Origin of the sequence: Alteromonas sp. Cnat2-8 (assembly GCF_022348355.1) — a bacterium.
GTDB classification, from domain to species: Bacteria; Pseudomonadota; Gammaproteobacteria; order Enterobacterales; family Alteromonadaceae; genus Alteromonas; species Alteromonas macleodii.
Window position 1 is genome coordinate 26,673 of the sequence record NZ_JAKREX010000004.1, and the last position, 26,643, is coordinate 53,315.

The 26,643-nt window shown below is 43.4% G+C and carries 24 protein-coding genes; 11 read left to right on the plus strand and 13 right to left on the minus strand.

Features of this window, described 5'->3' with window-relative positions; all coding sequences use genetic code 11:
- Nucleotides 1-39: 39 nt before the first annotated feature.
- The 3 genes from MHN00_RS11020 to arsC all read right to left on the minus strand — a co-directional run bounded on the left by MHN00_RS11020 (nt 40) and on the right by arsC (nt 1,482).
- Nucleotides 40-462, minus strand: a complete 423-nt coding sequence (locus MHN00_RS11020) for a DUF2069 domain-containing protein (protein WP_039220793.1) — start codon at nt 460-462, stop codon at nt 40-42.
- Between the two features lie 76 nt (nt 463-538).
- Nucleotides 539-1,129, minus strand: a complete 591-nt coding sequence (gene wrbA, locus MHN00_RS11025) for an NAD(P)H:quinone oxidoreductase (RefSeq protein ID WP_014976683.1) — start codon at nt 1,127-1,129, stop codon at nt 539-541.
- Nucleotides 1,129-1,482 (minus strand): arsenate reductase (glutaredoxin), encoded by a 354-nt coding sequence (arsC, locus tag MHN00_RS11030; protein ID WP_014949666.1) that lies wholly within the window; start codon nt 1,480-1,482, stop codon nt 1,129-1,131. The genes wrbA and arsC overlap by 1 nt, the downstream gene beginning before the upstream one ends.
- A 218-nt stretch (nt 1,483-1,700) precedes the next feature.
- Here arsC and MHN00_RS11035 point away from each other — a divergent pair, with 218 nt between their 5' ends.
- A complete protein-coding gene (locus tag MHN00_RS11035; RefSeq protein WP_239301167.1) occupies nt 1,701-2,213 on the plus strand; it encodes a TlpA disulfide reductase family protein in 513 nt (170 codons plus the stop codon).
- Nucleotides 2,214-2,230: 17 nt separating this feature from the next.
- On the opposite strand, the gene MHN00_RS11040 is transcribed toward MHN00_RS11035, so the two are convergent.
- On the minus strand, nt 2,231-3,694 hold the full coding sequence (locus tag MHN00_RS11040) for a M48 family metalloprotease (RefSeq protein WP_014949664.1): 1,464 nt from the start codon (nt 3,692-3,694) through the stop codon (nt 2,231-2,233).
- Between the two features lie 343 nt (nt 3,695-4,037).
- Between MHN00_RS11040 and MHN00_RS11045 the strand changes: the two genes are divergently transcribed.
- A complete protein-coding gene (locus MHN00_RS11045; RefSeq protein WP_014949663.1) occupies nt 4,038-5,111 on the plus strand; it encodes an AI-2E family transporter in 1,074 nt (357 codons plus the stop codon).
- A 160-nt stretch (nt 5,112-5,271) separates the two neighbouring features.
- On the opposite strand, the gene bcp is transcribed toward MHN00_RS11045, so the two are convergent.
- On the minus strand, nt 5,272-5,736 hold the full coding sequence (gene bcp / locus MHN00_RS11050; RefSeq protein WP_239301168.1) for a thioredoxin-dependent thiol peroxidase: 465 nt from the start codon (nt 5,734-5,736) through the stop codon (nt 5,272-5,274).
- A complete protein-coding gene (locus tag MHN00_RS11055) occupies nt 5,714-6,277 on the minus strand; it encodes a glycine cleavage system transcriptional repressor (protein ID WP_014976680.1) in 564 nt (187 codons plus the stop codon). The genes bcp and MHN00_RS11055 overlap by 23 nt, the downstream gene beginning before the upstream one ends.
- Nucleotides 6,278-6,455: 178 nt before the next feature.
- Here MHN00_RS11055 and dapA point away from each other — a divergent pair, with 178 nt between their 5' ends.
- The 6 genes from dapA to MHN00_RS11085 all read left to right on the plus strand — a co-directional run bounded on the left by dapA (nt 6,456) and on the right by MHN00_RS11085 (nt 14,000).
- Nucleotides 6,456-7,340 carry a 4-hydroxy-tetrahydrodipicolinate synthase gene (dapA, locus tag MHN00_RS11060; RefSeq protein WP_014949660.1) on the plus strand — a complete coding sequence of 295 codons (885 nt, stop codon included), beginning with the start codon at nt 6,456-6,458 and terminating at the stop codon, nt 7,338-7,340.
- A 12-nt stretch (nt 7,341-7,352) separates the two neighbouring features.
- Nucleotides 7,353-8,456: an outer membrane protein assembly factor BamC gene (gene bamC / locus MHN00_RS11065; protein ID WP_239301169.1), complete on the plus strand. Its 1,104-nt coding sequence runs from the start codon at nt 7,353-7,355 to the stop codon at nt 8,454-8,456.
- Between the two features lie 12 nt (nt 8,457-8,468).
- Nucleotides 8,469-9,182: a phosphoribosylaminoimidazolesuccinocarboxamide synthase gene (gene purC / locus MHN00_RS11070; protein WP_014949658.1), complete on the plus strand. Its 714-nt coding sequence runs from the start codon at nt 8,469-8,471 to the stop codon at nt 9,180-9,182.
- A 188-nt stretch (nt 9,183-9,370) separates the two neighbouring features.
- Nucleotides 9,371-10,246: a DMT family transporter gene (locus tag MHN00_RS11075; RefSeq protein WP_039227637.1), complete on the plus strand. Its 876-nt coding sequence runs from the start codon at nt 9,371-9,373 to the stop codon at nt 10,244-10,246.
- Nucleotides 10,247-10,416: 170 nt separating this feature from the next.
- Complete coding sequence (locus MHN00_RS11080; RefSeq protein WP_014949656.1) at nt 10,417-11,601, plus strand: diguanylate cyclase; 1,185 nt, start codon at nt 10,417-10,419, stop codon at nt 11,599-11,601.
- Between the two features lie 65 nt (nt 11,602-11,666).
- Complete coding sequence (locus MHN00_RS11085; RefSeq protein ID WP_110289162.1) at nt 11,667-14,000, plus strand: EAL domain-containing protein; 2,334 nt, start codon at nt 11,667-11,669, stop codon at nt 13,998-14,000.
- A 37-nt stretch (nt 14,001-14,037) separates the two neighbouring features.
- Here MHN00_RS11085 and MHN00_RS11090 read toward each other — a convergent pair whose 3' ends face one another.
- Both MHN00_RS11090 and MHN00_RS11095 read right to left on the minus strand, forming a co-directional pair.
- Nucleotides 14,038-15,135, minus strand: a complete 1,098-nt coding sequence (locus MHN00_RS11090) for an NADH:flavin oxidoreductase (protein WP_014949654.1) — start codon at nt 15,133-15,135, stop codon at nt 14,038-14,040.
- Between the two features lie 330 nt (nt 15,136-15,465).
- Nucleotides 15,466-15,777, minus strand: a complete 312-nt coding sequence (locus MHN00_RS11095; protein WP_014949653.1) for a hypothetical protein — start codon at nt 15,775-15,777, stop codon at nt 15,466-15,468.
- Between the two features lie 326 nt (nt 15,778-16,103).
- Here MHN00_RS11095 and MHN00_RS11100 point away from each other — a divergent pair, with 326 nt between their 5' ends.
- On the plus strand, nt 16,104-16,346 hold the full coding sequence (locus MHN00_RS11100) for a DUF2164 domain-containing protein (protein ID WP_014949652.1): 243 nt from the start codon (nt 16,104-16,106) through the stop codon (nt 16,344-16,346).
- An 82-nt stretch (nt 16,347-16,428) separates the two neighbouring features.
- Here MHN00_RS11100 and MHN00_RS11105 read toward each other — a convergent pair whose 3' ends face one another.
- The 5 genes from MHN00_RS11105 to ubiG all read right to left on the minus strand — a co-directional run bounded on the left by MHN00_RS11105 (nt 16,429) and on the right by ubiG (nt 22,394).
- Nucleotides 16,429-17,166 (minus strand): SDR family oxidoreductase, encoded by a 738-nt coding sequence (locus MHN00_RS11105; RefSeq protein ID WP_239301170.1) that lies wholly within the window; start codon nt 17,164-17,166, stop codon nt 16,429-16,431.
- Nucleotides 17,167-17,280: 114 nt separating this feature from the next.
- A complete protein-coding gene (gene yfaE / locus MHN00_RS11110; RefSeq protein WP_014949650.1) occupies nt 17,281-17,553 on the minus strand; it encodes a class I ribonucleotide reductase maintenance protein YfaE in 273 nt (90 codons plus the stop codon).
- 12 nt (nt 17,554-17,565) lie between these two features.
- Nucleotides 17,566-18,696, minus strand: coding sequence for a class Ia ribonucleoside-diphosphate reductase subunit beta (gene nrdB, locus MHN00_RS11115; protein ID WP_014949649.1), 1,131 nt, complete (start codon nt 18,694-18,696; stop codon nt 17,566-17,568).
- Between the two features lie 122 nt (nt 18,697-18,818).
- A complete protein-coding gene (nrdA, locus tag MHN00_RS11120) occupies nt 18,819-21,140 on the minus strand; it encodes a class 1a ribonucleoside-diphosphate reductase subunit alpha (protein ID WP_014949648.1) in 2,322 nt (773 codons plus the stop codon).
- A 549-nt stretch (nt 21,141-21,689) separates the two neighbouring features.
- The gene (gene ubiG, locus MHN00_RS11125; protein WP_014949647.1) at nt 21,690-22,394 is read right to left on the minus strand and encodes a bifunctional 2-polyprenyl-6-hydroxyphenol methylase/3-demethylubiquinol 3-O-methyltransferase UbiG; all 705 of its coding nucleotides are present in this window, start codon (nt 22,392-22,394) and stop codon (nt 21,690-21,692) included.
- 302 nt (nt 22,395-22,696) lie between these two features.
- On the opposite strand from ubiG, the gene gyrA reads away from it, so the two are divergent.
- The gene (gene gyrA / locus MHN00_RS11130) at nt 22,697-25,411 is read left to right on the plus strand and encodes a DNA topoisomerase (ATP-hydrolyzing) subunit A (RefSeq protein ID WP_014949646.1); all 2,715 of its coding nucleotides are present in this window, start codon (nt 22,697-22,699) and stop codon (nt 25,409-25,411) included.
- A 145-nt stretch (nt 25,412-25,556) separates the two neighbouring features.
- Nucleotides 25,557-26,642: a 3-phosphoserine/phosphohydroxythreonine transaminase gene (gene serC, locus MHN00_RS11135; RefSeq protein WP_239301171.1), complete on the plus strand. Its 1,086-nt coding sequence runs from the start codon at nt 25,557-25,559 to the stop codon at nt 26,640-26,642.
- The last annotated feature ends 1 nt before the right edge of the window (nt 26,643 follow it).

Consider the following 26,643-nt stretch of genomic DNA (forward strand, 5'->3'; position numbering starts at 1 on the left):
ACCCCTTGGCAGCATGTGTTTTCGCTGTGTATTACATGATCATTGTTGACCTTGCTCAAAGCGTGCTTTTTCTTCTTGCATCTCTTCTTTAAGCTTTTTAAGGCCCAAACCCAATTCACGACCACGTTTTCTAGCAAACGCACTACAGCCGACAAACATACCCGTGCATAGAATAATCTCTACCACTGCATACCAACGTTCATCAGGTACAGCGTATGCCACAGTGCATCCGTGAATGAGGTAAAACAAAACGACAAAATTGGCCCATGCGTGAGTATATGGCTTGCCTTTTAATATACCCCAGTAAGGTAACAATAAAGGTAAAATATAAAACAAGGCAATAAACAAAGGAGAGTAAGTATGCTCTTTAGTAAAAGTAAATTGCCACAGTGTTATCCATACGATTAACCCGGTGTGGCTTATAAGTGCGAGATAGCGATAAAAACGCGTATCTGGTGCCATGGTAATGTCTCCGAAACAATTTGTTTTTTAATGTTCTTTATAAGGTCTACGTTTTATGCGCCAAATAACGTAACTGTTAGGCGTTGTCAGCTAGCTTTTTAGCGAACATTGCAAGTCGCTTACCCTGAGCAATGCATAGCGCTTTTTCATCTGCACTCAATTGCTCTGGTGCACTTAAACTGTGATGAGCGACGTGTGTTACACCGTAAGGGGTGCCACCCATTGTGGTGTTGTGTAGCGCAGGCTCACTGTAAGGTAACCCGCAAATCACCATGCCGTGATGGATAAGCGGAACCATCATGGAAAGTAATGTGGATTCCTGGCCGCCGTGCATGGAAGAAGAAGATGTAAACACGCACGCAGGCTTATCAATCAACGCGCCTTTTAACCATTGACTGCTTGTAGAATCCAAAAAATGTTTTACTGGCGCTGCCATATTGCCGAAACGCGTAGGACTACCTAACGCCAGGGCACTGCACTGTTCGAGTTCCTGAAGGGAAACCTCGGGTACAGCACTAGATGCCGCGTCATTAGCTGCATCGCTGATACTCTTGACTGTACGTACTATCACAGGAACATCTAATGACGATACTCCTTGGGCGATGGCATCAGCTAATCGCTTTGTGCTGCCGTTGCGGCTGTAATAAAGTACGAGAACAGGTTGCACTATACAATTTCCAAGACAGATTCTGGCGGACGACCAATTCTGGCTTTCTCGCCATTTATAACAATGGGACGCTCTATCAACTTAGGCGTGTGAGCCATAGCTTCAAAAAGCGCATTATCAGACAGTGCGCTATCACCTAAGTTAGCATCTTTATATTCTGCTTCTTTAGTACGCATCATATCTCTAACCGATCCAAGGTTAAGTTTTTTAAATATCTCTTTCAGTTCTTTTGCGTCAAGAGGGTGCTTTAGGTACTCAACAATAACAGGCGCTACACCTTGCTCTTCAAGTAGTGCTAGGGTTTGTCTGCTCTTTGAACAGCGAGGATTGTGAATAATGGTAATGTCTGTCATAAATACTCTTGTTCATGATTATATGAATTGGCGCGAACTATTGCGTTTTTGCCATAGAATATCAAGCAGTTTACCGATAACGGGTAATAAATTCGTACTATTCTTTGTTTACAGCATCGTTTCTGGAAAACGGTGCTTAAAAAGCGTGGTTGAATTTATGTTAGTGCGCGAAGTAAGAATCTGGCACTATGAAAAAATAGTCAAAGTTAGAAGGTTATATGTTGTTGTCACAGCCAAAAAGCAATGCAGGAAAAATAAAGCCTATACTCTTTCTAGTGCTGTTAGCGCTTGTTGCGTTTGCCGGTGCATATACGTATCAGCGTCTTCAACATGACTTTGAAACATTAGATGGAATTGCTTACCTTTGGCAAGATCTTGAGGGGAAGTGGGTTGTGGTAAATTACTTTGCGCCATGGTGTGCACCATGTCTACGAGAAATGCCTGAGCTCGTCACATTTAATCATTCGCTACCTGACGATACCCGTCTTTTTGCTATTAACTACGACCTTAAAACGAAGCCTGAACTCAAAGCCATGGCTGAGAAGTTTGATATTGATTTGCCTGTTATTATAAGTTCGCCAGACACTAAACTGCCCATGCAAAAACCCCCTTATTTACCAGCCACGTTTATTCTTGGACCTGATGGGAAAATAAAGGATACGATAATGGGAGAAATTACGGCAGCGCATCTGCGTCAGCGCCTAGCTGAATTGAAAGGCGCTGAAGAATAGCAGTGAAGTGCGATGGTCTAGAGTCGTTGTAAACGCTCTTCTTGGTCGCGAAATTGTTTTATTCTCGCTCTGATTCTTTGTTTTTCAAGGTGATCATCGCCTGCGAAATTATACGCATATTGAAGTTCGTCAACCGCGCGGTTATAAGCTCCATACAATGCATATACTTCCGCTTTGCTCTGATGCATTTGCGAGAAACGTTTCGACTTTTGATACGCCTCACTCATCAACTGATGTGCCAGTTGATAATCTTTTTTAACCAGCAGGAAATCCTTAAGTAGAGACACCGCTTCTTCATATTTGTTTGCGCTTATGTAAGCATTGGCCTGGTTTAGTGCCAATACTTGATTTCTAGGGTTATGCGTAACGTGAGGTCTTAGCATTTCAACGGCTTTTAAAGGCTCACCTTGCGAAATATAGATATCTGTCATAGCGTCGAGATAAAAGAGGTTTCCTCTATCTTTTGCTATTAACTCATCCATAATGTCTTTGGCTTTTTCGATTTTTTCGGCGCGCATATAAGCAAGCGCTAAACCATATAATGACGCTTCTTTACTGCGCTGTACGTCTTGTGCCACGGCCGCTTCGAAATATTCTACAGCGTAATCAGCTTTAAACGAGTAGCGTGCCTTTATACGTGCTTTTGCCAACTCGAATTGCTTGTTAATGGGTAAGTAGCGTCTAGGGTAGTCACCAGCGCGATTTCTCGCGTCAGCAATACGGGTTTCGGTTAAAGGGTGAGTAAGCAGCCTTGCGGGTGGACGAGAAACCATGCGGTACTCTTCCGCCATGGTAGAAAAGAATGAAGCAGCCGCACTCGGATCGAAGCCCGCACGAGCAAGCATTGCGATACCAATTCTATCGGCTTCTTGTTCATTCGAACGGGTATAGTCGATTTGCAATTGTGCAGAGGCTGCGGTTCCCGCCTGCATGGCCGCAATACCCGCTTCTGGGTTGGCCATTGCAATTAGCACCCCGCCGATAAGTGACGCCAAGGCTAGGGGAGATGAGCGCTGCTGCGCCTGCATACGTCGTGCTATGTGGCGTTGAGTTACGTGAGAAATTTCGTGCGCTAGCACCGAAGCCAGTTCACTTTCATTTTCAGCACGACGCATTAAACCTGTGTGAACACCAATGTGACCGCCAAAAAACGCAAACGCGTTAATGGCATCATTATTTACCCAGAAAAATTCAAAAGGAAACTTGGCGTTGTCAGCATGGACAACCAATCGGTTGCCTACATCCTGTAGATATTCATCCAGCACCGGATCTGAGATTACAGGACTTTGACCGCGCATTTGCCGCATTACGGCATCGCCTACGATCATCTCCTTATCAAGCGATATGGCGTCTGACGCAACAACACCTATTTCAGGTAACGCATTTTTATTGCTGTAATTGGCATCTTGTGCAACAGCCGTTAGGCTCGATGTGAGCACGAAGGAAAGGGCAACCAAAGATGCTGAAAACTTTTTTCTCATGAACCTACAATCATTGTATACGGTTAATACTGCTTAATCCTTAGAGCGCTAAGTTGCTAAACAGTTTCAAATTTTATTTTTTTCTTATATGCATCATTTTCGAAGACACAAGGCAATATCGCCTATGCCATCTCGTTTATGACACGTCAGTTATACCAATGCGACACAAACGCATCCAGTTTATTTTTTACTGTTGTAACAACCACTCTACACATTAATGCTTATACTGTAAAAACATCATACCAGTTTGATTTTGAAAGATTCTTAAGTGCTACTTATTGCTAAGTGCTAGCGCTATCAACTATGATGCGTGTCCTATTCTTAGTAATTTCTAGGCGTTTATATGATTAGCGTTTTTGGTCGTTGGTACCGACGCAAATTTTCTGATCCTGATGCAGCAATGTTGCTTATCTTGATCCTTTTGACCACGGCAGTGTTGCTATTGTGGGGCGGGCTAATTATGCCTGTGTTGGTTGCAGCAGTGATTGCGTATTTACTCGATTGGCCAGTCTGTCGCTTGGTAAATGTCGGCGTAAGTAGAACGCTCGCCTGCGTCGTTGTAATGCTCGGCTTTATCACTATAACCATATTAACCTTAATTGGCCTTGTTCCAATTATATCCAAGCAAAGCGTTAACTTGATTCAAGAAACGCCGCTAATATGGCAGAAAGCACAAGAATGGATATTAACGCTTCCGGACAAATATCCAGATTACGTTCAGGTATATCAAATCCATCAAATGATGGAAGGTTTAAATGACAAATTGGTTGAGGTGGGCGAAACCCTTATTTCTGCTTCGTTTAGTAATATCGCCAACTTAGCTGCGTTGCTCGTTTACGTTATCCTCGTACCGCTTATGGTGTTTTTCATGCTAAAAGATAAGCTTTTCTTTTTAGACAGCATATCTCGCTTGCTGCCTAAGGAGCGACGCTTAATTACGCAAGTTGGTCACGAAATGAACTCTCAAATTGCCAACTATATTCGCGGCAAAGTGATCGAGATTATAATTGTGGGCGCGGTGAGCTGCGTAACGTTTGTATTGATGGACTTACGTTATGCTATTTTGCTTGGCGTATTGGTGGGATTTTCAGTACTTATTCCGTACATCGGTGCAGCAGTGGTTACTATACCCGTGGCCGTTGTCGCTATGTTTCAGTGGGGTATTTCACCAGAATTTTGGTATTTAATGATAGCGTACGGCATTATTCAGGCGTTAGACGGTAACTTGTTGGTACCGCTGCTATTCTCGGAGGCGGTTAGCTTGCATCCGCTTTATATAATCGTTGCAGTATTAGTGTTTGGAGGTCTTTGGGGGTTCTGGGGCGTATTTTTCGCTATTCCTCTCGCTACCCTCGTGAAGGCGGTAATTACAGCGTGGTCTAGTAACCCCGTTATTGTACCCGAAGAGGCAAAGTAGTTATTCCCATTTGGCGAACCAGTCAGCGCCATCCAGTACGAGATTCAAAACGAGTACTGATTCAAATAGGCGTTATAGGTAAACACTGACACGAATTGAACAAGTATAAAAAAGCCCCGAAAACATAATGTTATCGGGGCTTTTTAAATTCTATACCGGTTTAGCTGTTTAGATAATCAAGTACTACGGTGTGGTGTTCTTTTGTTTTGAACTTGTTGAAAACGTGCTCAATAACACCGTCTTCATCCACGAGGAATGTTTGGCGATGAATGCCATCATACTCTTTACCCATAAACTTTTTAGGTCCCCACACACCAAAAGCGTCGGCAACGGCGTGGTCTTCATCAGAAAGCAACGTAAAGTTTAGGTTTTCTTTTTCGATGAATTTAGGCAGGCGTTTAACTGCATCTGGGCTAATTCCTAGCACAACCACATTTTTCGCCGTTAGTTCTTCGTTTACGTCGCGTAAGCCCTGGGCTTGTACTGTGCAACCAGGCGTCATCGCTTTAGGGTAAAAATAAACCAGTACTTTTTTACCTGCGAAATCAGCTAAAGATACGGTTTCATCATTTTGGTTCTGCAATGAGAATTGTGGGGCTTTATCACCAGCTTGTAACGTTTTCATTGGGATCCTTTTTTTGTTTGTCTACAACTTTGCCTGTCACATTTAACGAAGTGAACAGGGACATTAGATCAGATTCTAGTGCGTCTACATTTTCATTAGAGGGAAGAGAAACAACAAATTTGCAGCGCATGTTGTCTTTACCCGATGTCTTGTCTTTAAATGTGCGTTGTCTAAATGCACTTATCATTGCATGACGCTCGGCAAAAAAGCCGGTCACCGCTTTAATCAAGCCAGCTGCATCTTCGCCACTAAACTCGACATTAAAAAGATGGGCAAGGTTTTGCTTTTCGTGATGGCTAGTGCGCTTCATCATAGAAAGCAGGTCAAGACGCTGAAATAGCGAAGGTAAAATACATTCAGCCTTTGTGATAGCGCTTTGCGTTCCTTCTATGATCATGGTCAACGAGAACTCTTTGCCGTAAATGGCTTGCCTGCTATCTAGAATATTGCACTGAGCTTCTGATACCGTCGTTGCAATTTCGCTTAAAATGCCACTTTTGTCTGTCCCCAAGATGGTGACGATAAGTTGGTGTTTCGACATCTACTTCACTTCAATGTTAATAATGTCGGGATGTTAGCACAGAGTTTTTTTATAAGTCAGCGCCTTTTTCTTGCCTTTGAATAAGATATTGTCAAATTCTTGTCATTTTACTTGCGCTATTACTTGTGTTTAAGCACCGACATATTTACCATGTGCGCTCACATTTTTCGGAGAGATTATGTTTACTGGTAGTTACGTAGCACTCGTCACGCCGATGTTCGAAAACGGCGATATTGATTACAAGTCTTTAGAGAAACTTGTGAAGTTTCATGTAGAGCAGGGCACCCACGGTATAGTGTCGGTTGGAACTACTGGTGAGTCAGCAACGCTACCTTTTGATGAACACATCAATGTGGTTAAAGAAACCGTTGCTATGGCATCGGGAGCAATTCCGGTTATTGCCGGCAGTGGCGCAAACTCTACGGCAGAGGCTATTTTTCTTACAGAGCAATTAGGCTCTACAGGTATAGACGGTTTCCTAAGCGTAGTACCTTATTACAATAAGCCTCAACAGGCGGGTATGGTCGCGCACTTTAATGCAATTGCAGACGCTAGTGACTTACCTGTTATTCTTTACAATGTGCCAGGCCGCACCGTAGCCGACATGCTGCCTGAAACGGTGGCTAAATTAGCAACGCACAAAAATATCGTTGGTCTTAAAGACGCGACTGGCAATATTGCACGCCTTAAGGCTACTCAGCCTTTGGTTCCCGATGACTTCGTTTTACTTAGCGGCGATGACGGTTCAAGCTGCGAGTTTATGTGTGAAGGCGGTCATGGCGTTATCTCCGTAACGGCTAACATAGTGCCTAAAGCAATCGCACAAATGTGTGAAGCTGCGCTAGAAAATAATTTTGATAAATGTCGCGATATCGATGAAACCATTAAATTACTTCACAGCGAACTATTTATTGAACCAAATCCTGTAATGCCGAAGTGGGCATTGTATAAAATGGGCATGATGGAAAGCGCAGTTATGCGATTACCTATGGTTTTACCGGAACTATCAAGCCAAAAACGTATCGAAGAACTACTAAAAAAATACGCATTGATTTCTGGTTAATAAGGAACACAGATGAAAAGAACGCTGGCTATAGCAAGTTCAGTAGCGATGGTTGCACTTGCAGGTTGTTCAAGCCAAATAGATAGAAAGACCGCGTCTGGCAGCTACGAATACTTAAAAACTAAAGAACAAGAATCGCTAAAAGTACCTTCTGACTTAGATGCACCTGCTTTTTCTCGTGATTTTGTATTACCTGAGTTAGGTCAAGAGGCCGATTCAAATTTGGTGGGCAAGTCGTTGATGGTTCGCTCGCCAGCATTAGTTTTACCGTTAGTTACGGGTTCTCACATTGAGGAAGGTAAGAGTTCAGCAACCATTTGGTTTGACCAGGTTGACGATAGTCAGCCGCTAAGCCAAGCAATTTGGAACTCGCTTTTAAGTTTCTTAGATGAACAAGGTATTGGTGTAGATAGCTTTAGTCCAGAAGAGAAAGTACTGGTTACTGACTGGATGGTGATAACTAAAGAAGTCGAAGGTCCTTGGTATAGCTTTATAGATGAAGAAAGCGAAATCGGTCGACGTTTTGAATTCAGCTTAGACGTTAAACCTCACGGCCGTAGTGCTGCGCTTACTGTTGAATTAAAGGACTATATGCAAACATTGGGCAACGACGTGATTGCAGAAGTCTCTTCAATGGAAGAACGTCGCGAAGAAGTTGAGGTGTTGAACCAAGTTGTTGGTCACTATGAGTACCAAATTCAGCTAGCAGAGACACGAAGAATTGCTCGTATCCGTCAGGGTATCAATACCGAGATGGGCTTTAATGCCGATGGTGATGCGGCGTATATCGTAGAAGCTAAGTATGATGTAGCGTGGCCAAGAATGCTGTTAGTACTGCGTAAGCTTGGTTTTGACGTTAAAGATTTAGATAAATCAAACGGCCTATTATTTGTCACTTACAATGGTGATCAAGGTAGTTGGTGGGATGGTTTATTCTCAAGCGATAAAGAGTTGCTAAAGAAAGGTGACTATCGTTTGAAAGTTGCAAGAGCGGGTGCAGATCGCACGTCAGTTACCTTCATGAATAATGAAAGTGTACCGTTTGAAGCAAATCAGGTTTCCGACCTTTACAGTGCATTTGCTGAGGTCATGTCAGAAGATAACCTTGATATATAACTGAGACTAAGAATGGAAAAACGCGACGAGCTTTACCGCGGTAAAGCAAAAACTGTTTATTACACTGATGATAGCGATAAACTTATTCTTCACTTTAGAAACGACACTTCGGCGTTTGATGGTGAGAAGATTGAACAGCTAGAACGCAAAGGTGAAGTAAACAACAAGTTTAATCACTTTATTATGACAAAGCTTGAAGAAGCAGGCATTGCAACGCAAGTTGAGGCGCTGGTTTCTGACACTGAGTCTTTGGTTAAGAAGCTCGACATGATCCCTGTTGAGTGTGTGGTGAGAAACTTGTCTGCTGGCTCTTTAGTTCGCAGACTGGGTGTGGAAGAGGGCAAAGAGCTTAACCCACCTATTTTCGAGTTTTTCTTAAAGAATGATGCACTTCACGACCCAATGGTAAATGACTACCATATTTTATCATTTGGTTGGGCAACCGAAGCGCAAATTGCTGAAATGAAAGCATTGACCTTCAAAGTTAACAGTGTTTTGAAAGCACTCTTTGATGACGCGGGTATGTTGCTTGTAGACTATAAACTAGAGTTTGGTGTCGACAAAGATGGCAATATCGTACTAGGTGATGAGTTCACACCAGATGGCTGTCGCTTGTGGGATAAAGAAACCCGTAAAAAGATGGACAAAGACCGCTTTAGACAAGGTTTGGGCTCTGTTGTCGAGACCTATATTGAAGTGGCTGAGCGCTTAGGCTTATCGCTTTAAAACTCTCATCAAGTAATAACTAATTTAAAGAGGACCTTTCGGTCCTCTTTTTCGTTTTAGTCAGTTTGACCTGTCTACGTCGTTGTAAAATATTGTCTCTTGCGTTTAAGCATTTACTTTTCGATGCATTACGGGATAAGTTAGTGTACTGCTGAGCATTTTTGCGTTTAAAACTAGGGAGATTCGGTTTGTTGAAAACCTTTGTATTGGTCGCTATTGCCATGATTGCATTTGCTGCTAATTCGCTACTTTGCCGCATGGCTCTTGCTAACACCGATATAGATCCTGCTAGTTTTACTATCTTACGCTTAGCGAGCGGGGCGATAGCGTTGTTACTTTTGTCTTCTTATTTCCTACGTCGCAAAAGTGAGAGCGTGCCTTCTCAAGGCCTTTTTCATGGCCTAAAAACCAACGCCAGCGTACTCGGTGGCATTTCGTTGTTCGTTTACGCTATCTGCTTTTCATATGCCTATATTTCAATGTCCACGGGAACGGGGGCACTTTTATTATTTGGTGCCGTGCAACTCACTATGATTTCCGTAGGGTTGTTCAATGGCGAGCGATTTAAAAAATGGCAGTGGTTGGGGTTTGTGTTGGCATTTTTAGGCCTTGTTATCTTACTGTTGCCTAGCGCGGCAGCACCGCCTCTTTTAGCAGGCGCGGTTATGGTTTTGGCGGGTATGGCTTGGGGCGTCTATTCGCTTTTGGGTAAAAAAAGTAGCTCAGCCCTTTTATCTACATCGGGTAATTTTGTCTATGCCGCGTTTTTCTGTGTTCCTTTGGTTGGTGTGGTTTGCTTCGTGGGCGCAGATAATTTTGTCTTAGATAGCGAGGGTGTTTATTACGCGCTTGCATCAGGGGTGTTTGCATCGGGTTGCGGATACGCTATTTGGTACAGCGCGCTTCCCCTTATCAAATCAACCACCGCCGCGACAGTGCAACTGAGCGTGCCTGTCATAGCATCGCTGATGGGGTGGATAGCGCTTGGTGAGCCACTCACAATGCAGATCCTGGTTGCTTCAATAGCTACGTTGGGTGGCATCTACTTGGTTATAAAAAAATAGCGTTTTATACGCTACGTTTAAAACAGAAAAAGCGTTATTTTCCGCCGTGGCGAAATAGTTCTATAAAGTTCAATGGGGGAGCGTTAACGCATATTTCTAGACTAAAGAGCAATATTTGAATTTTCCAACAGTGCTAACGTAGTAGATCACTAAATAATGGGAACGCAGTTATGAACGCAGAAGATCCAATAACGATAAGAAATCCAGGCAGATTGTTAACGCTAACTTATGTTATTTCGCTTTCAGTGATTGCGGTACTGTCTCTGGTTGTTCACTTCATGTTAGATGAAGTCATTTCAGAGCAGAATAATACTGGCAAAATTGTTAACGTAAGTGGTCAGCAACGCATGCTTTCGCAAAGAGCCAGTATGTTTGCGGTCGATTACTTGCAAACTGGCGCTCAAAAATCAAAAAGACTCTCTATAGCTGCGATTGAGAAAATGAAGCAAAACCATCAGTTTCTGCTAGCACCACATTTTGAAGCATTATCAAAAGGTCAACCCAGCCCACTTTCTGAAGAACTGTATAACCTCTATTTTATGCCTCCCTCTGATGTAGATAAGAAAATAAAGTTATTTGAAGGCGAGATAAGGGCCGCACTTTCAGAAAATGGTAACGTTGGCGCTGTCCAGTTTTCTAACGGAAGTTTGATGTTTTTACAACTCGCAGAAAGCGACCTGCTAACACCGTTACACAACATTGTTGGGCAATATGAAAAAGAGAGTTTGGAAAAAGTAAACGACCTTAGAAATGCACAAAACGTAGTGTTGGGCATCATTATCCTCACCATATTAGTTGAAGCGTTTTTCATATTTCGTCCAATGGTGGCAAAGGTAAGTCGTTTTGCCACTAAGCTCCAGCGAGACGCTAATTTTGATTACCTATCTGGTTTGCTAAATCGACGGGCATTTCAGATTGTTTCCCAACAAGCAATAGCGGCTAGTCACCGCTACAAGCGATCGCTGTCAGTGGTGATGATCGACATCGATTTTTTTAAACGTATCAACGACACTCACGGCCACGACATGGGTGATAAAGCGATTAAACACGTAGCAAAAATTTTAAAAATGTCTTCGCGTAATGCAGATTGCGTAGCGCGCATTGGCGGTGAGGAATTCGTACTTTTATTGCCTGATACCGACCGCGCAGGCGCCTTCAAGTTAGCTGAAAAGTTAAGAGATCGAATAAGTAAAAACCCTCTAGATGTGAACGGGAAGTTTATTGATATCACTGTTAGTGCGGGTGTATCTTATGTAAAAGAACATCATGACACTATTGAGTCAGCACTATCGGAAGCCGATGACGCATTATATAAAGCCAAAGAGAGCGGCAGAAATAATGTCCAACTGGCTTAACCTCGCTATTGAAAGCGTGTTGCACAATGTGCGCAATTCGACCGTGTTGGATTTAGGAGTGAGTTGTGCGCACACCCCCGACTATTGTAAATGAACATGAGAGGTTAGCTGCACTCAACAAACTGAGAGTGCTCGATACCCCACCAGAAGAGCGCTTTGACCGTATTACTCGACTAGCGAGTAGCATTTTTGATTGTAGATTCGCATCGGTCACATTTGTCGATGACAGTAGGCAGTGGTTTAAGTCGGCTATTAATCTCGATATGACTGAAACAGAAAGGGATGTCGCCTTTTGTGCCCATGCTATAGCGCAGGACAAAACCTTAGTCGTTCCAGATACTCAAGAGGACCCTCGCTTCAAAAGCAATCCTTTTGTGGTTGGTCATCCTCACATTCGTTTTTACGCGGGTGTTAGGCTGATGATAGAGGGGTTTGCGGTGGGAACGCTATGTGTGTCGGATAATAATCCAAAAATATTCAATTGCGTTCAAATACAGCAATTAGAGCAGCTTGCAAAACTTGTAGAGTCGGAACTACAGCGACAAGAATTCAATGATCTCTCAACTCAGTTGGAAGAGTACCAATTTAAGCTAGCTCAAACACAAAAAATCACCCGTGTGAGGAGCGCTATTTTAGAGAAAGTGGTAAATGCAGAGTCATTGCATACCGTACTCCACGACATTGTGAATGCTATAGAGGCCGAATACACAGATCAAATTTGCAGTATCCTGCTATTAGAAGATGGCAAGCTGAAAATGGGTGCTGCGCCTTCTTTACCCGACTTTTATAACGACGCTATCGATGGCGTTGAGTTTGGTGTAGGCAGGGGATCATGTGGAAATACAGCCGCGACGAACTTACCGACCATTGTTGAAGATATCAGTACGCACCCGTTTTGGACCGATTGGAAAGATTTAGCATTGCGCGCTGGTGTATGTTCTTGTTGGTCACAGCCAATACAAGGAGCTAATGGTGACGCTATTGGTACTTTTGCAATTTATCATAGAGAAAGAGCAGTACCGACAGCGGACGAAATGCGCTTAATCGAACAGTTCGCGCATATCGCTAGCATCGCTATTGAAAGAGAGCTGGCGAATCAACTTATATGGAAGCAAGCCAACTTTGATTCTTTGACAGGACTTCCTAACCGAAACCTTATGTTGGATCACTTACAGTTAGCCATTAAGGCTGCCGATAGAGAGAGCGATAAGGTAGCGGTGATATTCTTGGACCTTGATAATTTCAAAGATATTAATGACACGCTTGGTCACGATATAGGTGATAAGCTTTTAATTGAGTGCGCCAGAAGAATAAAGCAGTGTTTGCGTTCAGATGACACCGTTTCCCGATTAGGCGGTGACGAATTTGTCATTATCCTAAACGGCATTAAAGGCCTAAGTTCTATAGAACTGGTCGTACAAAAGCTACTTGGCGAGATCGTAAAACCTTATAGTTTAGAGCTGGAACGTGTGCATACTAGCGCGAGCCTAGGTGTCACCTTATACCCGGACGACGCAAAAGATGTCAAAGGCCTGTTAAAGAATGCCGACCAAGCGATGTACGGTGCTAAAGATCTCGGTAAAAACAACTATCAGTATTATACCCACGACATGCAAACTGCAGCAATCAAGAGAATGACCTTGTTGAATGATTTGCGCTATGCAGTTAAGAACAAAGAATTGTTTATTGAGTACCAGCCAATTGCATGTTTCAGCAGCCAGAAAGTGATGAAAGCTGAAGCGTTACTTCGATGGCAGCATCCCACGAAGGGGAGAATTACACCAGATGAATTTATTCCACTTGCGGAAGAATCTGGACTCATCATTGATATCAGTAATTGGGTATTTAATGAAGTCTGTGCCAATATCAAACAATGGAAAGCCCAAAACCGTCAAGAGCTGCAGGTGAGTATTAATACGTCACCTAGCCACTACTTCAATTTAGAATCTAATATAACTCAATGGTTAAACCTGCTTTTAGACCAGAAGATCTCTGCGCGTTCTATACTTCTTGAAGTCACGGAAAACTTATTAATGGAAGCCAATGAGATGGTGTCCAAGAAGCTTTTCCAGTTTAGGCAAGCAGGCGTTGATATCGCGTTGGATGATTTTGGTACAGGTTACAGCTCTATTTCTTATTTAAAGCGCTTTCCTACAGACTTTATCAAGATTGACAGGAGCTTTGTGAAGTCGATGACTGACGTTAGCAATGATAAGGTGCTGTGCGAAGCCATTATTGTGATGGCGAATAAACTCGGAATAAAGGTAGTAGCGGAAGGTGTCGAGACACAAGAACAATACGATATTCTAAAAAGCATGGGCTGTGATTATGCGCAGGGTTATTTCATTGCAAAACCGCTCAGCAAATCAGACTTTGAGTCCTTTTGGGAGAGGCACTAGCGCAACTTTGCCGCGCCAGTGCTTAATTTAATAGGGCTTAAGACAGCGTTGCTAACGCTTTACCAGAGTATTGCTCTAGTTCGTTGGTGCGGTTTTCTTTTATTTTGTTTGCCCAGTTCGGATCTTGTAGTAGCGCTCTTCCTACAGCAACCAGATCAAATTCGCCAGCGTCTAAACGTTCAAGTAAATCATCGACTGAGCGAGTGCTGGAATCTTGCCCTTTGAATGCGCCGAAGAAGTCGTCATTGAGCCCAACTGACCCTACCGTTATGGTGGGCTTGCCAGTTAATTTTTTCGTCCAGCCTGCAAGGTTTAAATCACTGCCTTCAAATTCGTTTTCCCAATAGCGGCGCTGAGAACAATGAAAAACATCTACTCCAGCTTCACTTAGCGGCAGAAGAAACTGTTCTAGCTCTTGGGGCGTGTGCGCTAAACGAGCGGTGTAATCTTGTTGTTTCCACTGCGAATAGCGCAGTACGATCGGAAAATCGGGACCGGTTGCATCACGTATGGCTTTAATTATTTCAACCGCAAATCGTCCACGATTTTCCATGTTACCGCCCCAACTGTCAGTTCGCTGGTTTGTGCCTTCCCAGAAGAACTGGTCGATTAGATAACCATGAGCACCGTGAATCTCAATTCCATCCATACCAATAGTTTTGGCATCTGCTGCTGCTTGTGCAAAGGCAGTAATCACGGATTCAATGTGTTCAACGGTCATAGGTTCAGCGCCCTGTTTTCCTGGTTTGAATAAACCTGAAGGCCCTGCACTTGGAAGTTCAGGATAAGGCGCTTTTTCCGCTACCCTCGCCATACCCACGTGCCATAGTTGAGGCATAATTTTCCCACCGACACTGTGAACTTCATCTACCACATTTTTCCAACCGGCTAGCGCTTCATCGCCATGGAATTGAGGGATATTTGCATCCATCGTAGCGACTTTATCGTTTACTGTAGTGCCCTCGGTGATAATCAAACCTGTGCCACCTTGAGCTCGGCGTTTATAGTAACCAGCTACATCGTTGGTAGGTACGCCGTTAGGCGAAAATTGACGAGTCATGGGGGCCATAACAATTCGGTTGGTTAACGATAAGTTGCCCTTTGAGTAAGGCTTAAACAGTGCGTTAGCTGCCATTTTTTGTTCCTGATTTCTTTATTGCAATTGGGGCCGTTTGTACTTTCATCATAGAAAATGAAACGCCGCCATTATTATAGAAGTGTTAAACAAGTCATTAAGTTGGGGATTGTTGAGTCTTGATGTACAACAAAGAATAACTGGCTCTAGTATATCCTGCGTGATGTGTTGCAGGAGTAACATGATGGCTACCCAACTAAAAAACTATGGTTGATTCCAGATACTACTGTCGAGTGAGGGCAAGTCAATTTTCAAATGTTGATAGTAAGCCATAAGTAAAAGTGAGCTAAGAGCTCCATATCAGAAGCTCTCTTTCAGATATGAGCAGGCTTAATCTAAAATCTCTACAATTTCCCTTGTGGCTTGAATAAGGCGTACCACTTTGTTTTCAATGCGAACTGTTACTAACCCGTCTCCTCCCAAAGGCACAATGATGCGGGCATGGTTGTAAATATCACGATCTAAACGATTTCCAACGGCTAGCTTTTTTTCCCAACCCGGCGGTAATTCACCTGTTCGTTCATACTTCTTCTCTATACCCGGAGGGAGTGATTTATCTTTATGAGGGTTAGGGTTGGCGCAAGCAGGTAAACTATTTGCTGCTAGTACGGTTGTTATTCCGATAATAGGTAGAACTTTCATTGTTAACCTCGCAAATTACGTGAAAGCGATGCTCCATTTTGATGTAATTATCTACGCAAACTATTGCGACAGTGCTTTGAACAAAAGGGCATGTAGACTCTGCATTAAAATAACTGTTTTTAGACAATCAGCAATTAAAAATAGAGAAGTCTACAAGGTGTATACGAAAATCATACCAGGCCGAGTCTACATGCTAAAAAAATCTAAAATTAGGCGTGCGGTGTGTTAACGTTAAAACGTTTATAATTGCTAACGAGCAAGAAAAACGATAGTTGAGTCTAAAACAAAGAACGTGACATTTTATAAGTGACGAATGAAGGATGACAATGAGTGATATTGCATTTACCCGTGAGGAAAAAGACGCGCTAGTCGCTAAACTGCAACGATATTTTGATGATGAATTAAGCGTGGAACTTGGTCAATTTGACGGAGAATTTCTTCTGGACTTCATTAGTAAAGAAATGGGCGCATCGTTTTATAATAAAGGCGTAAACGACGCGAGAGCCGTTGTAGCATCTCGCTTACAGGTCATTGATGAAGAATTGTATGCCATCGAAAAAGTACTTTAAATTCAGAAATAAATTAAGCCTGCATTTGCAGGCTTAATCATTAGATGGCCAATCAATACCATTACGTTAGAAATGAGCTGTATTAGAGTTCCTGACGGGTAGGTCTGATGATCATTTCGTTTATGTCTACGTCGCCAGGCTGCTCTATGGCAAATGTTATTGCACGTGCAATAGCATCTGCATCGATAGCATCGTCATACATATCATCTGCCATTTGCTTTGAGTCTTTGTGAGAAATGTGGTCAGTAAGTTCTGTCGCCACTGCACCAGGTGAGATGTTGGTAGAGCGAATTTCACCATTTGACTCCCTGCGAATGCCTTCACTTATTGCTTTAACAGCGAATTTAGTTGCGCAATAAACCGTTGCTCCAGGGAACACAACATGACCTGCCACAGAGGAAAGATTGATAATATGCCCGCTTTTTTGCTCTCGCATTTGTCCTAATACAGCTGCTACTCCATACATAACGCCTTTTATGTTTACATCTATCATCTGATCCCACTCGTCAACTTTCATCTCGTCAAGCGGAGCGAGTGGCATAAGACCAGCATTGTTGACGAGCACGTCAATACGCCCATAGGCATCTATGGCCGCTTTCGCAAGCGCCTTGACTTCATCCTTTTTCGTGACATCTACCGTTTGATAAGTAGCTTGGCCACCTGAAGATTCAATTTCATCTACAAGTTTTTTAAGACGGTCTTCACGGCGGGCGCCCAACACTAATTTAGCACCTTTATCCGCAAGCATTTTCGCCGTTGCTTCTCCAAGCCCGCTACTTGCACCTGTAATGATGACAACTTTTCCAGAAACTTCACTCATAACATTATCCTTACGTTTGATTAGTGTTAAGTTGCTACGTAAAACTATTGAAGTGGATTACTCTAACGCGCAGAAACACTGTGAGAGTGATAGTGAGAGCGATGAATGAAAATTTTACAGCGGTACTTTTATTTTTAGCGGGCATTTAGCCACGCAACAACAAGGAAGAATTTCATCGTCGTCAATGAAGGCGAGGGGATCTGTGGTGTACTCAACTTCGCCTTCAATTAGCTTTGTGCGGCATGCACCACAAAAGCCTTCACGACAATGGTAGTGAATATGAACGTCCGCTGCTTCAAGGGCGTTTAAGATAGTGGAATCAGAAGGGGAAATAATCGCCCCCACATCGACAACGTCGATGCGGAGTGATTTATCGTTGCTGCTCATTAAGCTGTAGTTTTACAGCTCAAAATCAGCAAAGTCGTCTTCGCTCACGGCAGAGTCGATTTGACCAACAAGATAAGAGCTGATTTCAGACTCTTGAGGTGCCACTTGCACGTTGTCTGAATTCAAATAGTTATTCATCCATGGAAGTGGATTACTGCTTATCTCGAACGGGGTGTCTAGACCAATAGCAGACATACGTTGATTCGCAATGTACTCAACGTACTGGCAAAGAATTTCTTTATTCAAACCAATCATTGAGCCGTTTTGGAACAAGTAGTCAGCCCACTGCTTTTCTTGCTCGACAGCGTTCATGAAGATAGCACGCGCTTCTTCTTTACATTCTTCTGCAATTTGCGCCATTTCAGGGTCATCTTTACCCTTAGCCCACAAATTAAGGATATGCTGTGTTGAAGATAAGTGTAGATTCTCGTCACGGGCAATCAAACGAATAATCTTAGAATTACCTTCCATCAGCTTCCGTTCAGCGAAAGCGAATGTGCAGGCAAAAGACACGTAGAAACGGATTGCTTCCAGTGCGTTCACCGAGTTCATGCATAGGTAAAGCTTCTTTTTAAGCTCATACATGTTGATAGTGTGTGCAACACCATTCACTGTATGTACGCCTTCACCCTGTGTCTGCCAAAGCTGAGTGGCGAAAATGAGATCATCGTAATATTTAGAAATATCAGCAGCACGTCGCTTAATTTCGTCATTCACTACGATATCTTCGAATATTTCGCTTGGGTCTGAGAACAAGTTTCTCAAAATATGGGTATACGAACGTGAGTGAATAGTCTCGAAGAAAGACCATGTTTCAACCCAAGTTTCTAACTCTGGTAGTGAAATAATAGGCAAGAACGCGATGTTCGGGCTACGGCCTTGCACCGAATCTAACAGGGTTTGGTACTTAAGGTTCGAAATAAAGATGTGCTTTTCTGGGTCGGTCAATTTTTGGAAATCAACACGGTCGCGAGAAACGTCAACTTCTTCAGGGCGCCAAAAAAAGCTAATTTGCTTCTCAATAAGCTTTTCGAATATGGCATGCTTTTGCTGGTCGTAGCGTGCAACGTTTACGGGGTTACCGAAAAACATCGGCTCGATCAATGGATTAGTACTTTGCTGATTAAACGTAGTGTATTTCATGATGGCCTAACTAAAAACTTAATGATTAACGCGTATTATTGTTTGTGTTCTTGCTGCGAAACGTTAATGGCAAATGCAGTTAACTCCTTTTATGCATTTGCCATTTAAACAGGGGGCGTGTTCTAAATCTTACACGCACCACCTGCACAATCATCATCTTCCTCTACAACCACTTCTTCTTGACGTGGCATAGGCTCGCTCGCTTTAGCATCGAGAGCAGATGTGTCTGACGCGCCGTCGCGAGTGTTATGATAGTAAAGTGTTTTAACACCCAGTTTATACGTAGTAAGAAGGTCCTTAAGAAGAAGCTTCATTGGTACCTTGTTACCTTCGTAACGGCTTGGATCGTAGTTGGTATTCGCTGAGATAGTTTGGTCGATAAACTTCTGCATGATACCAACAAGTTGTAGGTAACCATCGTTTGAAGGAATATCCCAAAGTAGCTCGTATTGGTCTCTTAGCGTTTCGTACTCAGGTACAACTTGCTTAAGAACACCATCTTTGCTCGACTTAATGCTGATAAAACCACGCGGAGGTTCAATGCCGTTTGTCGCGTTAGAAATCTGAGAAGACGTCTCTGACGGCATTAATGCTGACAGCGTAGAGTTACGCAATCCGTGAGTTTTGATTTCTTCACGAAGTGCATCCCAGTCGTAATGAAGTGGTTCATTACATACGCTATCAAGATCTTTCTTGTAGCTATCAATTGGCATGATGCCTTGAGAATAGGTGGTTTCGTTAAACTTAGGACACGCACCTTTTTCTTTAGCAAGATTGTTCGACGCTTTAAGTAGATAGTACTGCATTGCTTCGAACGTGCGGTGAACTAGACCGTTCGCGCTGTGATCAGAATATTTAACGCCATTTTTAGCAAGGTAGTATGCAAAGTTGATAACACCAACACCCAGCGTACGACGTCCCATTGTTGCGTTATATGCAGCAGGAACAGGATAGTCTTGGTAATCAAGCAGGTTATCTAGGGCACGTACAGCAAGATCAGACAGCTCTTCAAACTCGTCAAGAGACTTAATCGCACCTAAGTTAAACGCTGACAGCGTACAAAGTGCAATTTCACCATTTTCGTCGTTAACGTGCTGTAATGGCTTAGTTGGTAGTGCAATTTCAAGACAAAGGTTGCTTTGACGTACAGGCGCAACTTCTGGGTTAAACGGACTGTGCGTATTACAGTGGTCAACGTTTTGAAGATAAATACGACCTGTGCTTGCACGCTCTTGCATGAACAAGCTGAATAGCTCCATCGCTTTAATTTGCTTTTTGCGGATGCTGTCGTCGTTTTCGTATTTAACGTATAGCTCTTCAAACTTCTCTTGGTCAGCGAAGAAGGCATCGTAAAGACCTGGAACGTCAGACGGGCTGAATAGTGAGATATAGCCGTCTTTCATCATGCGCTGGTACATTAGTTTGTTGAACTGAACGCCGTAATCTAGGTGACGTACACGGTTTTCTTCAACACCACGGTTGTTCTTAAGCACTAACAGTGATTCAACTTCCATATGCCAAATAGGGTAGAAAAGCGTAGCAGCGCCACCACGAACACCACCTTGTGAACAGCTTTTAACGGCTGTTTGGAAGTATTTGTAGAACGGAATACAACCCGTATGGAATGCTTCACCGCCGCGAATAGGGCTACCTAGCGCGCGAATACGGCCTGCGTTTACACCGATACCCGCACGCTGGCTTACGTATTTAACAATGGCACTTGCGGTTGCATTGATTGAGTCTAAGCTGTCGCCGGTTTCGATAAGTACACATGAGCTAAACTGGCGAGTAGGCGTACGTACGCCAGCCATGATAGGTGTAGGCAATGACAGCTTGAATGTTGAAGCGGCATCATAGAAGCGGCGGATGTAGTCCATACGCGTCGCTTTATCGTAATTTGCGAAAAGACATGCCGCCACTAAGATATATAGGAACTGTGCACTTTCGTAGATTTCACCTGTAACTCGGTTTTGAACCAGGTATTTACCTTCAAGCTGTTTAACTGCAGCGTAGCTGAAGTTCATGTCTCGCCAATGGTCGATATACGAGTCCATTTCAGCAAATTCTTCAGGCGTGTAGTCTTCAAGCAAGTGCTTATCGTATTTGCCCATATCAACCATCTTACCTACATGCTCAAGTAGGGCAGGCGGCTCAAATTGACCATAGGCTTTTTTGCGAAGGTGGAAAATGGCCAAGCGCGCAGCTAGGTATTGATAATCTGGCGCATCGGTAGAAATAAGATCTGCCGCTGATTTGATCAGGGTTTCATGGATCTCGCTAGTATTGATACCGTCATAAAACTGGATTTGTGCCTTGATTTCAACTTGTGAAACTGAAACGTTTTTAAGTCCTTTGGCTGCCCATGTCACGACTTTGTGGATTTTCTCTAAGTCGATGGACTCTTTTTCACCGTTGCGTTTGGTGACTAATAAGTTGTTGTTCATGTTACTGGCCGTTTGTCTGTTAGCGCTTGATGCGTGGGCTATGTAATGCCCATTTTCATTTTTAATTTATTGAGTGTGAGTGACATTATCACCATTGGCTCACGCCAGATAACAACACACACGAAAGCGGCCTAAACCAATACTGAAAGTACAAAGTAGAGACTGCTCATTTAATTTTTTCACTGCATTTATATTTTCAGCGAGGTTGATGTCACACACTGCATATGGCATTGCCATAATCTCGTTAGCGATCTGTGCGATCCCAGAAAATCTGCATTGGGATCACGTGCTGAATTAAACACAAGATAGTGAGGTTTTAGTCTTAATGCAACCCAATATCTGGTGGTATTTCAAGCACTCAATCTGGCATGAAATTTATGTTAGTAACAACTAACTTTTTAGCGTTCTACAAGCGTAAAATATCTGGATTGCAAGCATTTTTAATAATTTCTTCGACATAAAAATTAATTTATTCTTAGAAAATAGTTTTTATATAAACACGATATATGGTGTTTAAAATATCGCCGCAACCCAATATATAGTGTTAAATTAATTTTGCGCTACTGTATATAGTAAGTAGTTAACGTCGACATTATTCGCAGAGAGATAAAAGCCTTGAGAAATTGGGTCCATGTGTAGACCTGTCATATCTCGAGGCAGCAAACCAGCATGATCGGTCATCGCCATAAGTTCAGATGGTTTGATGAACTTACTGTGATCGTGGGTGCCTTTTGGAACCAGTTTAAGGATATATTCCGCTCCTACGATCCCCATCAGATACGACTTTAGGTTTCGGTTAAGCGTAGAAAAGAAAACATGGCCACCAGGCTTAACCAACTTAGCACAGGCCAATACAACAGAAGCAGGGTCGGGTACATGCTCTAACATTTCCATACAGGTTACCACGTCGAACTGTCCCGCATTTGCTTCTGCGAATGCTTCGGCAGTTGAACATACGTAGTCAACTTTTACACCTGATTCTAAACCGTGCAGCTTCGCTACTTCTAACGACGCTTCTGCCATATCTAAACCTGTTACCGTCGCGCCTGCACGCGCCATAGACTCTGCTAGAATACCGCCACCACAGCCAATATCGACGACCTTTTTGTCAAACAGGCCTTCACTGTGTTGATTAATGAAGTCTAAGCGAAGTGGGTTAATAAGGTGCAATGGCTTAAATTCGCCTTCTGGATCCCACCAGCGTGAAGCGAGTTCAGAGAACTTATTGATTTCTTGTTGATCGACGTTCGTCATGAGTAAAACAATCCTTAATCTATCTCTTTTTAAGATATCGTAAATTACGGTTGTGTTTCACTGTTTTTAAACAGAAATAGACAAATTATAAGAAGGGTCGAACGAAAAATAATCGCTTGCCTTTTAGTTGATTAATAAGCGTAATTAAGCGCTACATAATTCTGTCATCAAGTGGTACACTCGAAGCACGATTATGACCCACATAATAATAACAGTGCGCTCCCACGCCTTGTTTTCACAATGATGTGAAGCGAAGTGCTGGATAACGCAGAACAAACCAAGATAAAGGGATTAAGCAGTTTATGTCTGATAACGCTAAAGAAATCCTCCCCGTTAATATTGAGGAAGAGTTAAAGAACTCTTACCTTGATTACGCGATGAGCGTTATTGTCGGGCGAGCCTTGCCTGACGTAAGAGATGGCTTGAAGCCAGTGCACCGTCGTGTGCTGTTCGCAATGAACGAACTGAAAAACGACTTTAACAAGCCATACAAAAAATCTGCCCGTGTGGTAGGTGACGTAATTGGTAAATATCACCCTCACGGTGACTCTGCAGTTTACGACACTATTGTTCGTATGGCCCAACCGTTCTCACTTCGCTATATGCTAGTAGACGGTCAAGGTAACTTCGGATCGGTAGACGGCGACTCTGCTGCTGCGATGCGTTATACCGAAGTTCGCATGGCTAAAATTGCGCACGAGTTACTTGCCGATTTAGATAAAGAGACCGTAGATTTCGTACCTAACTACGATGGTACAGAGCATATTCCTGAAGTATTACCAACGAAGGTGCCTAACCTTCTTGTTAACGGTTCATCGGGTATCGCGGTTGGTATGGCGACGAATATTCCGCCACATAACCTCACCGAAGTAATCAACGGCTGCGTAGCGTTAATTCAAGACCCGTCTATTACCATCGACGACTTGATGACTCACATCCCAGGTCCAGATTTCCCAACGGCGGCGATGATCAGCGGGCGCAAGGGAATTGAAGATGCGTATCGCACAGGTCGCGGTAAAATTTATCTTCGTGCTAAGGCGGAAATTGAAACTGACAGCAACGGTAAAGAAACCATTGTTGTTAACGAGATCCCTTACCAGGTTAACAAAGCGCGTCTTATTGAAAAGATTGCTGAACTGGTAAAAGAAAAGCGCATCGAAGGCGTTTCTGCACTGCGAGACGAGTCTGATAAAGACGGTATGCGCATTGTTATCGAAGTTAAACGCAACGAATCTGCCGAAGTCCTACTTAATCATTTATATGCGAATACCCAGCTTCAAACGGTATTCGGTATTAACATGGTTGCGCTTGATAACGGTCAGCCTAAGGTATTCAACCTCAAAGAAACGCTAGAATGCTTTATTCTTCACCGCCGTGAAGTAGTAACACGTCGTACTGTTTTTGAATTACGTAAAGCCCGTGACCGCGCTCACATTCTTGAAGGTTTGGCGATAGCGCTTGCGAACATCGACCCAATTATCGAGTTGATTAAAGCGTCACAAAGCCCAGCAGACGCCAAGAAATCGCTTGTAGCACAAGGTTGGGACTTAGGTGATGTAGCGCAAATGCTTGAGCGCGCAGGCGATGACGCTGCACGCCCTGATTGGCTAATGCCAGAATTTGGTATTCGCGACGGCAAGTACTACCTGACAGAACAGCAAGCGCAAGCTATTCTTGACCTTCGCTTACACAAGCTAACAGGTCTTGAACACGAGAAAATTCTAGAAGAGTATAAGCAACTTTTAGAGATCATCGCTGAACTTCTTCACATCCTAAACAGCCCAGAGCGTTTGATGGAAGTGATTCAAGAAGAGCTTGAAAAAGTACGTGATGAATTTGGTGATGAGCGTCGTACTGAAATTACGGCAGCAAGTCACGATATTGATATTGAAGATCTTATAGAGCAAGAAGATGTTGTTGTAACGCTTTCTCGCGAAGGTTATGTGAAATATCAAAAACTTACAGACTACGAAGCACAGCGTCGTGGTGGCCGTGGTAAATCAGCAACCAAGATGAAAGATGAAGATTTCATCGAAAGATTATTGGTAGCTAATACTCACGATCACATACTTTGCTTCTCAACCCGTGGTCGCTTGTACTGGTTGAAAGTATATCAGTTGCCGTTTGCTAGCCGTAACGCGCGCGGACGCCCAATTGTTAATATCCTACCGCTTGAAGAAAACGAACGTATTACTGCTATTCTTCCTATTAAAGAGTTTGAAGAAGGCAAGTTTGTACTGATGGCGACGGCAAACGGTACGGTTAAAAAGACTGACCTGAGCCTATATTCTCGCCCACGTTCAAGCGGTATTATCGCCGTTAACCTGAACGAAGGTGATGAGCTGATTGGTGTTGATATCACTCATGGTGATGACGACATAATGTTGTTCTCTGATGCAGGTAAAGTGGTTCGCTTCAACGAGAAGCTTCGCGACAGCGAAACCGGTGAAGTTAAGCGTGACCCAGAGACGGGTGAAGAGCTTCTGGCACTTCGTCCTATGGGAAGAACAGCCACAGGTGTTCGCGGTATTCGTCTGCAAGATGGTCAAAAAGTGGTATCACTTATTGTTCCTAAAGGCGATGGCCCAATCCTGACTGCAACAGAGAATGGTTTCGGTAAGCGTACTCCGCTTGAAGATTACCCTGCGAAGAGCCGTGCGACACAAGGTGTTGTATCAATTAAGGTGTCTGAGCGTAATGGTAAAGTGGTTGGCGCGGTTCAAGTAGACGAAACCAATGAAATTATGCTTATTAGTGACCAAGGCACACTGGTTCGTACCCGTGTAGGCGAAGTGTCAGTAGTAGGCCGTAACACACAAGGCGTTCGCTTAATACGTACAGTAGAAGGTGAGCACGTTGTAGGGTTACAACGCATTGAAGAAGTGGAAGAGTTACAAGAATTCGACGAAGACGGTAACCTAATCATTTCAGACGATGCGCCAGAACAAGCAGAAACTGCTGTTCAAGAGCAAGAGAACACCGCAGAAGACGGTGACGGCTCAACGACAGAAGAGTAGGGATAGGGCGCAGGTATTCATACTTGCGCATTATCAGTGTTCTTTCAAACAAGCGGCTTAAGCCGCTTGTTTACCTAATAGACCCGCAAAACGTTCAAAACAAAGCGAGTTAAACGGTAATTATCTACAGGTGTTGAAAAACGCGATGAAAGAGGTTTTTAATTTTAGTGCTGGCCCGGCTATGCTTCCAAAAGAAGTCATGGAAAAAGCACAATCAGAATTTACAAATTGGCGCGATTTAGGCTGCTCTGTAATGGAAGTAAGCCATCGTGGTAAAGACTTCATTGAAATAGCGGCAAAAGCTGAGCAAGATTTACGAGATTTATTGTCCATTCCTTCCAACTACCATGTGCTGTTCACGCACGGTGGTGGGCGTGGGCAATTTGCCGCTGTACCGCTCAACTTATCCAACGCTAACGATACTAGTCTTCACCTAGTCAGCGGTTCTTGGTCTAAAGGTGCCGTTGACGAAGCAAACAAATACAACCACGCCAAAGTGGTGGGTGAAGTGTCTGAAAAAGACGGCTGTCACTACGTTGCGCAGCCTCAGTTGAGCGATATTGATCAATCTGCCGCGTATTACCATTTCTGTCCAAATGAAACCGTTGATGGAATCGCTTTTGATTGGCTACCAAAGTCGGGCAAGGTTCCGCTGGTTTCTGATATGTCTTCGACTATATTGTCACAGCCGTTAGATGTAGCAAAGCATGGCGTTATATACGCTGGGGCACAAAAGAATATCGGCCCAAGCGGCTTATCAGTTGTTATTGTTCGCGAAGACCTGGTTGGCAAAGCACGTAAAGAAACGCCATCTATCTTCGATTATGCATTAGCGGCAAAGTCTGACTCTATGTACAACACACCGCCAACGTTCTCATGGTACTTAGCGGGGCTTGTATTTGAATGGCTTAAAGATATGGGCGGCGTTGACGCTATGGCTAAACGCAATGCTGAAAAGGCGGCGTTATTATATTCAGCCATCGATAGCTCTGACTTCTATTCAAGTAAAGTTCACCCTGACAACCGTTCAAAAATGAACGTGCCGTTTCATTTAGCCAATGCTGAACTTGACGGATTGTTCCTTAAACAGTCACAAGAAGCAGGGTTACTTGCTCTTAAAGGGCATCGTTCAGTTGGGGGCATGCGTGCCAGTATTTATAATGCAATGCCAGTAGAGGGCATTGTTGCGCTAGTTGAATTTATGCGCGAATTTGAAAGAGTGAATGGATAAA

Excerpts from the sequence above, each read along its gene's own strand:
- bcp (WP_239301168.1), bottom strand. The coding sequence starts at position 5,736 with ATGAAAACGTTACAAGCTGGTGATAAAGCCCCACAATTCTCATTGCAG.
- MHN00_RS11080 (WP_014949656.1), top strand. The coding sequence starts at position 10,417 with ATGAACGCAGAAGATCCAATAACGATAAGAAATCCAGGCAGATTGTTA.
- MHN00_RS11095 (WP_014949653.1), bottom strand. The coding sequence starts at position 15,777 with ATGAAAGTTCTACCTATTATCGGAATAACAACCGTACTAGCAGCAAAT.
- bamC (WP_239301169.1), top strand. The coding sequence starts at position 7,353 with ATGAAAAGAACGCTGGCTATAGCAAGTTCAGTAGCGATGGTTGCACTT.
- MHN00_RS11040 (WP_014949664.1), bottom strand. The coding sequence starts at position 3,694 with ATGAGAAAAAAGTTTTCAGCATCTTTGGTTGCCCTTTCCTTCGTGCTC.
- nrdB (WP_014949649.1), bottom strand. The coding sequence starts at position 18,696 with ATGAAATACACTACGTTTAATCAGCAAAGTACTAATCCATTGATCGAG.
- MHN00_RS11035 (WP_239301167.1), top strand. The coding sequence starts at position 1,701 with ATGTTGTTGTCACAGCCAAAAAGCAATGCAGGAAAAATAAAGCCTATA.
- MHN00_RS11090 (WP_014949654.1), bottom strand. The coding sequence starts at position 15,135 with ATGGCAGCTAACGCACTGTTTAAGCCTTACTCAAAGGGCAACTTATCG.
- dapA (WP_014949660.1), top strand. The coding sequence starts at position 6,456 with ATGTTTACTGGTAGTTACGTAGCACTCGTCACGCCGATGTTCGAAAAC.
- serC (WP_239301171.1), top strand. The coding sequence starts at position 25,557 with ATGAAAGAGGTTTTTAATTTTAGTGCTGGCCCGGCTATGCTTCCAAAA.
- MHN00_RS11045 (WP_014949663.1), top strand. The coding sequence starts at position 4,038 with ATGATTAGCGTTTTTGGTCGTTGGTACCGACGCAAATTTTCTGATCCT.
- yfaE (WP_014949650.1), bottom strand. The coding sequence starts at position 17,553 with ATGAGCAGCAACGATAAATCACTCCGCATCGACGTTGTCGATGTGGGG.
- MHN00_RS11105 (WP_239301170.1), bottom strand. The coding sequence starts at position 17,166 with ATGAGTGAAGTTTCTGGAAAAGTTGTCATCATTACAGGTGCAAGTAGC.
- MHN00_RS11055 (WP_014976680.1), bottom strand. The coding sequence starts at position 6,277 with ATGTCGAAACACCAACTTATCGTCACCATCTTGGGGACAGACAAAAGT.
- ubiG (WP_014949647.1), bottom strand. The coding sequence starts at position 22,394 with ATGACGAACGTCGATCAACAAGAAATCAATAAGTTCTCTGAACTCGCT.
- purC (WP_014949658.1), top strand. The coding sequence starts at position 8,469 with ATGGAAAAACGCGACGAGCTTTACCGCGGTAAAGCAAAAACTGTTTAT.
- nrdA (WP_014949648.1), bottom strand. The coding sequence starts at position 21,140 with ATGAACAACAACTTATTAGTCACCAAACGCAACGGTGAAAAAGAGTCC.
- MHN00_RS11020 (WP_039220793.1), bottom strand. The coding sequence starts at position 462 with ATGGCACCAGATACGCGTTTTTATCGCTATCTCGCACTTATAAGCCAC.
- gyrA (WP_014949646.1), top strand. The coding sequence starts at position 22,697 with ATGTCTGATAACGCTAAAGAAATCCTCCCCGTTAATATTGAGGAAGAG.
- arsC (WP_014949666.1), bottom strand. The coding sequence starts at position 1,482 with ATGACAGACATTACCATTATTCACAATCCTCGCTGTTCAAAGAGCAGA.
- MHN00_RS11100 (WP_014949652.1), top strand. The coding sequence starts at position 16,104 with ATGAGTGATATTGCATTTACCCGTGAGGAAAAAGACGCGCTAGTCGCT.